Annotated in this window: 15 protein-coding genes; all 15 read left to right on the top strand. The window is 45.1% G+C overall.

Annotation, left to right across the window (positions count from 1 at the left end; translation table 11 throughout):
- Window positions 1-198: 198 nt before the first annotated feature.
- The 15 genes from FZC76_RS05270 (at window position 199) to nuoH (ending at window position 12,539) form a co-directional block, all read left to right on the top strand.
- A complete protein-coding gene (locus FZC76_RS05270) occupies window positions 199-420 on the top strand; it encodes an AtpZ/AtpI family protein (RefSeq protein ID WP_060664618.1) in 222 nt (73 codons plus the stop codon).
- Between the two features lie 2 nt (window positions 421-422).
- The gene (locus tag FZC76_RS05275; protein ID WP_148987217.1) at window positions 423-809 is read left to right on the top strand and encodes an ATP synthase subunit I; all 387 of its coding nucleotides are present in this window, start codon (window positions 423-425) and stop codon (window positions 807-809) included.
- 2 nt (window positions 810-811) lie between these two features.
- On the top strand, window positions 812-1,564 hold the full coding sequence (gene atpB / locus FZC76_RS05280) for a F0F1 ATP synthase subunit A (RefSeq protein WP_060664616.1): 753 nt from the start codon (window positions 812-814) through the stop codon (window positions 1,562-1,564).
- Window positions 1,565-1,621: 57 nt separating this feature from the next.
- Complete coding sequence (gene atpE / locus FZC76_RS05285) at window positions 1,622-1,834, top strand: F0F1 ATP synthase subunit C (RefSeq protein ID WP_060664615.1); 213 nt, start codon at window positions 1,622-1,624, stop codon at window positions 1,832-1,834.
- A 134-nt stretch (window positions 1,835-1,968) separates the two neighbouring features.
- A complete protein-coding gene (atpF, locus tag FZC76_RS05290) occupies window positions 1,969-2,514 on the top strand; it encodes a F0F1 ATP synthase subunit B (RefSeq protein WP_187441956.1) in 546 nt (181 codons plus the stop codon).
- Window positions 2,511-3,053: a F0F1 ATP synthase subunit delta gene (locus FZC76_RS05295; protein ID WP_148987219.1), complete on the top strand. Its 543-nt coding sequence runs from the start codon at window positions 2,511-2,513 to the stop codon at window positions 3,051-3,053. Before atpF ends, FZC76_RS05295 begins: the two co-directional genes overlap by 4 nt.
- Window positions 3,054-3,071: 18 nt before the next feature.
- Window positions 3,072-4,583: a F0F1 ATP synthase subunit alpha gene (atpA, locus tag FZC76_RS05300; RefSeq protein WP_148987220.1), complete on the top strand. Its 1,512-nt coding sequence runs from the start codon at window positions 3,072-3,074 to the stop codon at window positions 4,581-4,583.
- A gap of 113 nt (window positions 4,584-4,696) precedes the next feature.
- Window positions 4,697-5,557 (top strand): F0F1 ATP synthase subunit gamma, encoded by an 861-nt coding sequence (locus FZC76_RS05305; protein WP_060664611.1) that lies wholly within the window; start codon window positions 4,697-4,699, stop codon window positions 5,555-5,557.
- Window positions 5,558-5,731: 174 nt separating this feature from the next.
- Window positions 5,732-7,150 carry a F0F1 ATP synthase subunit beta gene (gene atpD / locus FZC76_RS05310; protein WP_060664610.1) on the top strand — a complete coding sequence of 473 codons (1,419 nt, stop codon included), beginning with the start codon at window positions 5,732-5,734 and terminating at the stop codon, window positions 7,148-7,150.
- A 25-nt stretch (window positions 7,151-7,175) separates the two neighbouring features.
- On the top strand, window positions 7,176-7,577 hold the full coding sequence (locus tag FZC76_RS05315) for a F0F1 ATP synthase subunit epsilon (RefSeq protein WP_148987221.1): 402 nt from the start codon (window positions 7,176-7,178) through the stop codon (window positions 7,575-7,577).
- A 666-nt stretch (window positions 7,578-8,243) separates the two neighbouring features.
- Window positions 8,244-8,618, top strand: a complete 375-nt coding sequence (locus FZC76_RS05320; protein ID WP_010200369.1) for an NADH-quinone oxidoreductase subunit A — start codon at window positions 8,244-8,246, stop codon at window positions 8,616-8,618.
- Window positions 8,609-9,121 carry a NuoB/complex I 20 kDa subunit family protein gene (locus FZC76_RS05325; protein WP_010200368.1) on the top strand — a complete coding sequence of 171 codons (513 nt, stop codon included), beginning with the start codon at window positions 8,609-8,611 and terminating at the stop codon, window positions 9,119-9,121. Before FZC76_RS05320 ends, FZC76_RS05325 begins: the two co-directional genes overlap by 10 nt.
- Window positions 9,122-9,123: 2 nt before the next feature.
- Window positions 9,124-10,425 (top strand): NADH-quinone oxidoreductase subunit C, encoded by a 1,302-nt coding sequence (locus FZC76_RS05330; RefSeq protein ID WP_148987222.1) that lies wholly within the window; start codon window positions 9,124-9,126, stop codon window positions 10,423-10,425.
- A gap of 3 nt (window positions 10,426-10,428) precedes the next feature.
- Entirely contained in the window at window positions 10,429-11,529 is a 1,101-nt protein-coding gene (locus FZC76_RS05335; protein ID WP_148987223.1) for an NADH-quinone oxidoreductase subunit D, read from the top strand.
- On the top strand, window positions 11,529-12,539 hold the full coding sequence (gene nuoH, locus FZC76_RS05340; protein ID WP_148987224.1) for an NADH-quinone oxidoreductase subunit NuoH: 1,011 nt from the start codon (window positions 11,529-11,531) through the stop codon (window positions 12,537-12,539). Before FZC76_RS05335 ends, nuoH begins: the two co-directional genes overlap by 1 nt.
- Window positions 12,540-12,611: the final 72 nt, after the last annotated feature.

Consider the following 12,611-nt stretch of genomic DNA (forward strand, 5'->3'; position numbering starts at 1 on the left):
GAGAAATCTTACCATTGAAAAGAATGTCGATTTTTCCTTAGAACACATTGACATTGACAAAGTGCTATTGTATGCTTACAAAGGGTATAAAATGATAGGGTTTTCATAAGCTTTTTAAAACCAATTTTATACATATTTAGCATCGATTTATCAGTAAGACCTCTAAACTTTTACCGCATGTAAAACGGGGTGTTTTCTATGGAAGATAAACGCCGCCCATTCCAAGCAATGGCTTTAATGTCCGGAATCCTTTCCTACTTAGTTGGTCCCACCTTAGTCGGATTATTTGCAGGAAGATGGCTGGATGGAGAAATTGGTACTGAACCATTGTTCCTTATTATTGGACTTCTTTTAGGACTAGCAGCTGGTGTAATAGGAGTATTATACTTGGTCCAAAAATTCTTCTCAGGAGAGTCATAAATATGCCCGAATCAACCGAACAGTTTATGAGGCATATGAAGTATTTCTTATTTTTTCTTGCCTTTTTTGTATTAGGTTGGGGAGTTACCCCATACCAAGAATGGTTCCTAGGGTTGATCCTTGGGACAGTGATAAGCATTTACAGCCACTGGTTGCTGCATAAGAAAGTGAAGAAGTTCACGGAAGCGGTTGCCGAAGGTCGCAAAGCTGTCACATTAGGTTCTTTTTCAAGAATGGCCGCCGCCATACTTGGTGTGGTCATCGCTATGAGATATCCAGAAAATCTGAATCTCTACGGCGTCATCATAGGGATTATGACATCCTATATTGTCATTATCATAGATTCATTTGTAACACTCTTTAAAGCAGTGGGGAAGAGAGGTGAGTAGTGTTGGGTCACAGTGCTCCTATAGCGACACTTGATTTGTTTGGTTATGACCTTCATTTCAACTTGTCGAATATTATGATGACTATTATAACAGCCTTAATCGTGTTTCTTATCGCAATACTTTGCACAAGAACACTTGCTTTGAGACCTACCGGAGCCCAGAACTTTATGGAATGGTTGGTTGACTTTGCAAAAGGTATCATTAACAGTACCATGGATTGGCAGACAGGGGGCAGATTCCTTTCATTAGCTCTGACCATACTTATGTATGTGTTCGTAGCAAATATGCTAGGGTTGCCATTTGCGATTATTCTTGGGGATGAACACACTTTATGGTGGAAATCGCCGACAGCAGATCCTGTTATTACGCTTAGTCTCGCGGCAATGGTAGTAGCATTGACGCATTATTATGGGATTAAGATGAAAGGCTTTAAGGAATACGGGAAGGACTTCTTCAAACCGATGGCGTTCTTATTCCCACTTAAGATCATTGAAGAATTTGCTAACACATTAACGCTTGGTCTGCGTTTATACGGGAACATCTTTGCAGGGGAAATCTTGCTGGGATTACTTGCGGGACTGGCAGTTAACGGTTATCAAATGGGCTTCATGTCCGGAATCATTGGAACAGTAGTTGCAATCATTCCTATGTTAGCTTGGCAAGCCTTCAGTATTTTCGTTGGTACCATCCAAGCATTTATCTTCACCATGTTAACAATGGTTTATATGGCACACAAAGTGAGTCATGACCATTAATTTATAAATTTTTATTAACCAAAAAAACTTTTCTTAATCATAAGGAGGAAATTATCAATGGGTCTTTTAGCAGCAGCGATTGCAATTGGTTTAGCAGCACTTGGAGCAGGTATTGGTAACGGATTAATCGTAAGTCGTACAGTAGAAGGTATCGCTCGTCAACCTGAGCTTAAATCTACTCTTCAAACTACAATGTTCATCGGGGTAGCACTAGTTGAGGCTGTTCCAATCATCGCAGTAGTTATCGCGTTCATGGTTATCGGTGGTTAATTAACTGCCCGAATAATTCTTAGCATCAATAATGGCGAAGTCCGTCTCACACGAGAACCTTCGCCTTTCCTTTAGTATGAACTATTTTTTTGAAAATCTAGCCAAGGTGCCCTTTAGGTGCTTGTGCTTTTCTTATGTATTCCTCGAAGGGAGTGAAAGCATTGTATAGCTTAGATCACTTAGTGCTTGGTGCAGGATCCCTAACTTTAGGAGATGCACTATTCCAGTTAATCACATTTTTAATCTTACTATATTTCCTTAGAAAATTTGCTTGGGATAAGCTTGTTGGAATGATGAAGCAACGTGAAGATCACATTGCAAACGAAATTACAGCAGCAGAACAAAGCAATGTAGAAGCAAAAGGTCTTGTAGAAGAGCAAAAAGCTCTTTTAAAAGAAGCTCGCACAGAAGCTCAGGCTTTAGTGGAAAGTGCGAAAAAGATCGCAGAAGATCAAAAAGCAGATATCGTAAGAGCTGCTCAAGAGGAATCTGCACGTCTTAAAGAAGCGGCAAGAAAAGAAATCATTCAGGAAAAAGAACAAGCAGTTGTTGCTTTACGTGAACAGGTTGCTTCCTTGTCCGTATTAATCGCTTCTAAAGTGATTGAAAAAGAACTAAACGAAAAAGATCAGCAAAAGCTTATCGATGATTACGTGAAACAGGTAGGCGAAGTGCGATGAGCAAAAACGGAGTAGCAAAGCGTTATGCATTGGCTCTTTTCGACCTGGCAAAAGAAAACAATCTTTACAGCCAGTTTGATGCAGAGCTTGCAGAAGTGAAAAAGGTGTTTTTGAACAACAAGGAACTTGACGTTGTTCTAAGCAACCCGAAAGTACGCAAAGACTCTAAAAAGCAAATCGTCCGTGAGGCCTTTGCTTCCGCATCACCATTTATCATAAACACGTTACAGCTTTTAATAGACCGTCACCGTCAAGGTATCGTAGTGGATATGATTGACGAGTACAAAGCACTTTCTAACGAAGCCCTTAATGTGGCAGACGCAAAAGTGTACTCTGTTCGCGCATTATCTGACGCAGAGCAGGCTCAGCTTTCCGCTGTTTTTGCAGCAAAAGTTGGGAAATCTTCTTTAAACATCAGCAATATCGTAGATCCATCTTTAATCGGCGGCTTGAAGATTCGCATCGGCAACCGTATTTTTGATGGAAGTGTCAGTGGAAAATTAGAACGTCTTGGACGTCAACTTACAACGAATAGATAGTAGATAGGGGTGAAATTCATGAGCATCAAAGCTGAAGAAATTAGTGCGCTGATAAAAAAGCAAATCGAAAACTATCAGTCTGAAATCGAAGTTAGCGATGTAGGTACTGTTATCCAAGTTGGGGATGGTATCGCTCGGGCTCATGGTCTCGACAACGTCATGGCTGGAGAGCTAGTTGAATTTTCTAACGGAGTTATGGGTCTTGCCCAAAACTTAGAGGAAAACAACGTCGGTATAGTAATCTTAGGACCTTATACTGAAATCCGCGAAGGCGATGCAGTTCGTCGTACAGGCCGTATCATGGAGGTACCGGTAGGTGAACAACTTATCGGCCGTGTAGTAAACGCATTAGGACAACCAGTTGATGGTTTAGGTCCAATCGAAACAAACAGAACTCGTCCAATTGAAGCACAAGCTCCTGGTGTTATGGATCGTAAATCCGTTCATGAGCCACTTCAAACTGGTATCAAAGCGATCGACGCGCTTGTACCAATCGGACGTGGACAACGTGAGTTAATTATCGGAGACCGTCAAACAGGTAAAACATCTGTTGCGATCGATACGATTCTTAACCAAAAAGACCAAGACATGGTGTGTATCTATGTTGCCATCGGTCAAAAAGAATCAACAGTTCGTGGAGTTGTAGAAACTCTACGTAAGCACGGTGCACTTGATTACACAATCGTTGTAACTGCATCTGCATCTGCACCAGCTCCAATGCTATTCTTAGCACCTTACACTGGGGTAACAATGGGTGAAGAATTCATGTACAACGGCAAGCACGTTCTAGTTATCTATGATGACTTAACAAAGCAAGCTGCTGCATACCGTGAACTTTCCCTACTTTTAAAACGTCCTCCAGGTCGTGAAGCATATCCTGGTGACGTATTCTACCTTCACTCCCGCTTGTTAGAGCGTGCAGCGAAGCTTAGTGATGCAAAAGGCGCTGGATCTTTAACAGCTTTACCGTTCATTGAAACGCAAGCTGGTGACGTATCTGCCTACATCCCGACAAACGTTATCTCCATCACTGATGGACAAATTTTCTTACAATCAGACCTATTCTTCTCCGGTGTTCGTCCTGCGATCAACGCTGGTCTTTCCGTATCTCGTGTTGGAGGATCCGCTCAAATCAAAGCGATGAAAAAGGTATCAGGTACATTGCGTCTTGACCTTGCATCTTACCGTGAGCTAGAAGCGTTCGCGCAATTCGGTTCTGACTTAGATAAAGCAACTCAAGCAAAACTTAACCGTGGAGCTCGTACGGTTGAAGTACTTAAGCAAGGCTTGAACAAGCCACTTAAAGTAGAAAAGCAAGTTGCGATTCTTTACGCTCTTACAAAAGGTTTCATCGATGATGTTCCTGTACAAGATGTAACTCGTTTCGAAGACGAAATGCTTACTTGGTTAGAGCACAACCGTAAAGAACTTTTAGAAGAAATCCGTACAACTAAAGGATTACCAAGCGACGAAGCGATGGCTGAAGCACTTAATGCATTCAAAAAGACTTTCGTAGCTACTGAAAAGTAATAGATCGACATAGTGAGTTACACCATGCGATGGAGGAACCCGAACCAACCTTCGATTCCTCCTTTCCATGTGTCTAACCACTCTGAATAGGGTTAAAAAGGTGGTGAAATCCTTTGGCATCATTACGCGACATAAAAACGAGAATTACCTCGACGAAGAAGACAAGTCAAATCACAAAAGCCATGCAGATGGTTTCCGCATCGAAACTAAATCGTGCTGAAACAAATGCAAAAGCTTTCAATCCTTATATGGATAAAATCCAAGAGGTTGTGGCAAGTATCGCACTGGGAAGTACCGATGTATCGCATCCAATGCTAGAAAGCCGTCCGGTAAAACGTACTGGCTACATCGTAATCTCCTCTGACCGTGGTCTTGCAGGTGCCTATAACAGTAACATCTTACGTACGGTTCATCAGACGGTTCAAAAACGTCATAAGTCTCAAGATGAATACGCAGTAATTGCCATCGGACGAATCGGCCGCGACTTTTTCAGAAAGCGTAATGTCCCTGTATTCTCCGAAATTACTGGTCTAGGCGACCAAGTATCCTTCTCAGACATCAAGGATATTGCGAATCGTGCAGTCAGCATGTACGCGGATGGAACGTTTGATGAGTTATACGTGTATTACAACCACTTTGTAAGTGCAATCTCCCAAGAAGTAACAGAGAAGAAGCTTCTTCCTCTTACTGACATTGCACCTACATCCAACAAGATTACATCCTATGAGTTCGAACCTTCCCAAGAAGGTATCCTTGAAGTATTGCTACCGCAATATGCGGAAAGCCTGATCTACGGTGCATTACTAGATGCAAAAGCAAGTGAGCACGCTGCTCGTATGACAGCGATGCAAAGTGCGACAGATAACGCGAAAGAGCTTATCCAAGGCCTTACACTTTCTTACAACCGTGCCCGTCAAGCTGCCATCACTCAAGAGATCACCGAGATCACTGCGGGAGCTTCAGCTTTAGAATAGACCGAAAAGCAGAGGCGGCTCGTTCAGCCCCGACAAGCATAAGACGGTTTTACGGAGGAGGTTGTTTTTACCTCCGCAGTAAAGACGGCTTATGACCTCGAGGGGCTAGCCGCCGGAGCTAGACAGAACGTTTTTGAACTAAAATTTTGTAAAAGTAAGTTAGGAGGGAATACGATGAAAGGTCGCGTTACTCAAATCATGGGTCCAGTTGTCGACGTAAAATTTGACAGCGGACATCTTCCTGAAATATACAACGCTCTTCATATTAATCATAAAGCTCGTAGCGGAAATGAAGTAGACATTACTTTAACGCTTGAGGTTGCTCTTCACCTTGGAGACAACACAGTGCGTACAATCGCTATGGCTTCTACAGACGGTGTCGTTCGCGGCATGGAAGTAGAAGATGCTGGTCACCCTATCTCTGTACCAGTAGGTGACGTAACACTTGGTCGTGTTTTCAACGTACTAGGAGAAAACATTGACTTAGATGCTCCAATCCCAGCAGGTTCTCGTCGTGATCCAATTCACAGACAAGCTCCTACATTCGAACAGCTTTCAACAGACGTTGAAATCCTTGAAACTGGTATCAAAGTAGTAGACTTACTTGCTCCTTACATCAAGGGTGGTAAGATCGGTCTATTCGGTGGTGCCGGTGTAGGTAAAACGGTTCTTATCCAAGAATTAATCAACAACATCGCACAAGAGCACGGTGGTATCTCCGTATTCGCAGGTGTTGGTGAGCGTACTCGTGAAGGAAATGACCTTTACCACGAGATGACGGATTCTGGCGTTATCAAGAAAACTGCCATGGTATTCGGACAAATGAACGAGCCGCCTGGAGCACGTATGCGTGTTGCACTAACAGGTCTTACAATGGCTGAGTTCTTCCGTGATGACCAAGGACAAGACGTTCTATTCTTCATGGACAACATCTTCCGTTTCACACAAGCAGGTTCTGAGGTATCCGCCCTATTAGGCCGTATGCCATCTGCCGTTGGTTACCAACCAACACTTGCTACTGAAATGGGTCAATTACAAGAGCGTATCACGTCTACATCTGTAGGTTCTGTAACGTCTATCCAAGCGATCTACGTTCCTGCCGATGACTACACGGATCCGGCTCCAGCAACAACTTTCGCTCACTTGGATGCAACAACTAACCTTGAGCGTAAACTTTCCGAGATGGGTATCTACCCAGCGGTTGACCCTCTAGCTTCCACTTCCCGTGCATTGGCACCAGAAGTAGTTGGAGACGACCACTATGCAGTAGCGCGTGAAGTGCAATCCACTTTACAACGTTACAAAGAACTACAAGATATCATTGCTATCTTAGGTATGGATGAGTTAACGGATGAGGATAAATTAACCGTTCACCGTGCTCGTCGTATCCAGTTCTTCTTATCTCAAAACTTCCACGTAGCCGAGCAGTTCACTGGACAAAAAGGTTCTTACGTTCCTGTTCAGGAAACAGTAAAAGGATTCAGAGAAATCCTTGACGGCAAATACGACCACCTTCCTGAAGATGCATTCCGTCTAGTTGGACGCATCGAAGAAGTAGTGGAAAAAGCGAAGCAAATGGGTGTAGAAGTTTAATTAAAGGGACCTAGGAGGGAATGAAATGAAGACATTAAAAGTCAGCGTAGTTACTCCCGATGGCCCGGTTTATGAATCAGACGTAGAAATGGTAGTAGCCCGTGCTCAAAGCGGTGAGCTGGGAGTTCTACCAGGACATATCCCGATGGTTGCTCCACTTCAAATCGGCGGCGTTCGCATGAAAAAAGGCGACAAAACTGAACAAGTGGCAGTAAACGGAGGCTTCCTAGAAGTGCGTCCTGATAAAGTAACGATCCTTGCCCAAACTGCAGAAGCAGCTGAGCAAATCGATCTTACACGTGCAGAAGAAGCAAAAAAACGCGCCGAGCAACGACTACAGTCCAAAAAAGACGACGTCGACTACCGCCGCGCAGAACTTGCCCTTCAACGCGCAATCAACCGCATCAACGTAGCCAAAAGAGGGTAACAATACCCTGTAAACATATTTTGTCGAAACCCCCTCTTTCCAGAGCAGACGTGCTTTGGAGGGAGGGGGTTTTTTGATTTAAAGGATTAAAGAGGGGTCTGACCCGCTGTGCGGTGATGTGCTAAAGTGTCTATGCTGTGAAACCTCTATAATGGATATATTGGTTTTACAATGGATAAATGTCTGTTTACAATGGATAAACCAAATTTAGAATGGATATAAATTTTTTACAATGGATAAAACCACTTTAACAATGGATATCTGATCTTAAGGTATTGATTTCAGCCGAAATGCCCGTTTGTTTATCCAATTTTAAACGTTTATATGGACCACGCCCCCAAAAACTAACCAACAATTACCTACTTTCAACTAAAACCCCTCCAAGTTACCACATACTTCATTGGTTACACCACTCACCAAGCACGCTCTTTTCAAAACAAGGTAATTATCCCTTCAACGTTAAGTAAAACGTCTCGCATTGGCAGCGCAAATCACAAAACTCCACCCTCCACAAAAACAATTCCCTTCGCCTCCCTAAAAACAATAGCCATAATAAGGATATCTCCTGTCGACACCGATATGGGTATTTGATATAATTGTTATCGGTTACAATTTTAAATATTGTGAGCAGTCTGAAAATGAAGAGAGACTTCGGAGGGGGCGGGCATGAATCTACTAAATTTATATCAAAATAACTATTTGATAGTGGTTGTATTCTTAGCTCTAGGGGTATTACTTCCGGTCGTGGCGCTTGCTATTGGACGTGTCTTGCGTCCGAATAAGCCATCAGCAGCCAAGCAGACGACCTATGAAAGTGGAATTGATCCCTTTCATGATTCACGTGTTCAGTTTAATGTTCGTTATTACATATTTGCCCTATTATTTGTCATTTTCGATGTGGAGACAGTTTTCCTGTATCCATGGGCAGTGGCATATGAGAAATTAGGGATATTTGCACTGATTGAAATGCTTATTTTCGTCGTTTTATTACTGATCGGATTAATATACGCATGGAAGAAGAAGGTGTTGAAATGGATCTAAATCTAGAGAGTATCTCACCAGAGGAAATGGAAGAGCTGAAACAGACGGTCTTCCTGACAACATTGGAGGAGCTGAAAGCATGGGCACGGAGCAATTCTATGTGGCCGATGACATTCGGTCTTGCTTGCTGTGCGATCGAAATGATGGGTGTTGGTTCGTCCCATTATGACCTCGACCGCTTTGGGTCCTTTTTTCGTACATCACCGCGTCAATCTGACTGTATGATCGTTTCAGGTACCGTTACGAAAAAGATGGCACCTGTGTTGAAGCGCTTGTATGATCAAATGCCTGAGCCGAAATGGGTCATTGCAATGGGGTCCTGTGCGACCGCGGGCGGTCCATATATTAAATCCTATGCCGTTGTAAAAGGTGTGGACCAAATTGTACCTGTAGACGTGTACATACCGGGATGCCCACCAAATCCAGCGGCTCTTATTTATGGAATCAACAAGCTCCGCGAAAAAATCCGTTATGAAGCCAAGACAGGGAAGCAGGTGATCTAGCAGTGAGCGATGAGAAAAGCCTGGAAGAAAAAAAGAAAGAAGCCGCAGCCAAAGCAAAAGCTGCTGCACTTACGAAATTAGAAGCGAAAAAAAAGATGGAAGCAAAGGCTTCTGAAAATAAAGAAGAGACACCAGCACCACCTGCAGAAACACCGGCTGGTGACGACTCCAAGGAACTGGCGAAAAAGAAAGCCGCAGCGGCAGCCAAAGCAAAGGCCGCTGCACTAGCTAAACAGAAAGCGAAAGAACAGGCGGCATCCGAGTCCGACACAACAGATACCACAGATGACGCCAAGGATTTAGCCAAAAAGAAAGCTGCAGCGGCAGCCAAAGCAAAGGCCGCTGCACTGGCTAAACAGAAAGCGAAAGAACAAACGACAACAGAATCCGCCTCAACAGATACCACAGATGACGCCAAAGAACTAGCCAAAGAGAAAGCCGCAGCTGCAGCTAAAGCGAAGGCCGCCGCACTAGCCAAACAAAAACTCGATGCAGGCGAAACACCTGCACCAGCAGCAGATGGCGACGATGCCAAAGCAAAAGCCATCGCAGCCGCAAAAGCAAAAGCAGCCGCAGCAGCCAAGGCAAAAGCCGCTGCCCTAGCCAAACAGCAACGCGACGGAGGAGCCACTGGGGCCGAGGGCGATACAAATTCCGATTCCATCGACCTTCAAGACGAAAAAGCCAAAGCCATCGCCGCCGCGAAAGCCAAAGCAAAGGCCGCTGCAGCAGCCAAAGCGAAAGCCGCAGCCGCCGCAAAAGCCAAAGGTGCAGCATCCGGCACAACCGCCGACGCAACAACATCAGAAACACCAGCACCACCATCACCAAACCAGAAATACCTCGATAAATACGTAAAAGTAATCAACGACAACCTCGGGGAAAACACCTTAGAAGATGCATACATCAACCCGCTTTCTAAAGATGTCCCAACGCTTGTCGCGAAACCGGAGAACTATTTTAAAGTGGCATCATTCCTGCGTTACAACGAGCAGCTGACGTTTGAATTCCTATCCGAAATGCACGGTACGGACTTCCAAACGCATATGGAGATTTATAACCACTTATATTCTTATAAAAACAAGCAATCTGTCGCCCTAAAAGTAAAAATAGATCGTGAGAATCCTGTCATCCCGTCCATTCAGCCAATTTGGGAAGGGGCAAACTGGCCGGAGCGGGAGACATATGACCTGCTTGGCATTCAGTTTACAGGGCATCCGAATCTGACGCGCATCATGATGCCGGATGATTGGGTCGGTTATCCGCTGCGCAAAGATTATGAGCCGTACGATGTGGAGGTGTAGCAGATGATTCGTACAGAGGAGATGCTACTGAACGTCGGACCACAGCATCCGAGTACCCACGGAGTGTTCCGACTTGTCATAAAAATCGATGGAGAAATCATCAAGGAAGCAACACCGGTTATAGGATACCTTCACCGCGGTACCGAAAAGCTCGCGGAGAATCTTCAGTACACACAAATCATTCCGTACACCGACCGGATGGACTATCTTTCCGCCATGACCAACAACTACGTGCTATGTCACGCGGTGGAAACGATGATGGGACTTGAAATTCCAGACCGGGCGGAATACCTTCGCGTGCTTGCGATGGAGCTTGGGCGTGTTGCCAGTCACTTAGTTTGGTATGGTACATATTTACTTGATATCGGGGCGGTGAGTCCGTTCCTATATGCGTTCCGTGAACGCGAAATGATTATCAATCTATTAAATGAGCTGTCAGGAGCCCGACTGACTTTCAACTACATGCGAGTTGGAGGCGTGAAGTGGGATGCACCGGAGGGCTGGATCAAAAAAGTAGAAGAATTTGTTCCATATATGAGGGAGCAGCTGAAGGGCTACCATGACCTTGTGACAGGCAATGAGATTTTCATGAGCCGTGTGAAGGGGGTTGGCCGTTACACGAAGGAGGATGCGTTTGCGTACTCCCTGAGTGGTGCAAACCTTAGGTGTACCGGAGTGAAGTGGGATCTTCGTAAAGATGAGCCTTACTCCATCTATGATCGCTTTGACTTTGACGTTCCAACACGTGAAGGCGGGGATGCATGGGCGCGTTACCACTGTCGCATGGAGGAAATTGAAGAATCACTGAAGATCATTGAACAAGCAGTCGAACAATTCCCAAATGAAGGCGAGATCATGGCAAAAGTGCCAAGGATCATCAAGGCGCCAAAGGGAGAGGCATACGTACGCATCGAATCTCCGCGCGGTGAGATCGGCTGCTACATTGCCAGTGACGGAAAAAAAGAACCGTATCGCTTAAAATTCCGCCGTCCGTCTTTTTACAACCTGCAGATCTTACCGAAACTTTTAGAAGGCGAAAACATGGCAAACCTGATCGCCATTTTAGGGGCAATTGATATTGTCCTCGGGGAGGTGGATGGCTAATGATGGAAAGCTTACTGCATTCCTCACCATCCTGGACGAACTTTTTCATCTTTTTCGGATTGGCAACGGCACTGTTGCTTGCCGTCCTTGGCTTCGTAACCTACGGAATCCTTGCCGAGCGTAAAGTAATGGGCTTCATGCAAGGGCGTTTGGGACCGAATCAGGTCGGGGGCTCTTGGGGCTTGCTCCAAACAGTAGCCGACGTGTTAAAGCTTCTTATAAAAGAAGACACCATCCCGAAACTCGCGGACCGGCCGTTATACATTATTGCACCAGTTATCGCCTTCACACCGGCGTTCATGGTGCTTGCCACCATCCCGTTCACCGACCGCTTTCAATTTGCGGACATCGGGGTCGGCTTGCTCTACTACATCGCCATTTCCGGTATCACAACGGTCGGAGTCGTAGCGGCAGGATGGGCATCAAACAACAAATACTCGTTACTTGGAGGAATGCGTGCAGCGGCCCAGATGATTTCCTATGAAGTGCCGCTTGTCATGTCGGTAATAGGGGTTGTCCTCTTGGCAGGCAGCTTGAATTTAAACGAAATCGTTGCCGCTCAAGGCGAAACATTCTGGTTCATTATCCTGCAGCCAGTTGGATTTCTAATATTCGTCATCGCTTCTGTAGCAGAGTTGAACCGTACACCATTTGACTTGCCAGAAGCAGAATCCGAGCTTGTCGCAGGTTACCATGTCGAATACTCCGGCTTCCGCTGGGCATTCTTCATGCTAGCAGAATATGTGTACCTGTTCGCGATGGCATCCCTGACCACCGTCCTATTCCTAGGCGGATGGCTGCCACCATTCGAGATCCTCGGATTCATCCCGGGTGCCGTCTGGTTCGCACTAAAATTCAGCGTCGTCGTATTCGTGCTCATCTGGATTCGTGTCACCTTCCCCCGTTTGCGCGCAGACCAGCTCATGGAATTCGGCTGGAAGGTATTGTTGCCGGTAGCACTAGCGAATATCTTTTTCTCGGCGATTATGAAGGAACTGTTTTTTAAATAGGGAGAGAGTTTTGGGCATCAAAAATTCGAATCGCCCGAAACTAGTGGAAAACCGCCCGTAAATCGGAAAAGT

This window comes from Sutcliffiella horikoshii, assembly GCF_008180725.1.
In the GTDB taxonomy this organism is placed as follows: Bacteria; Bacillota; Bacilli; order Bacillales; family Bacillaceae_I; genus Sutcliffiella_A; species Sutcliffiella_A horikoshii_B.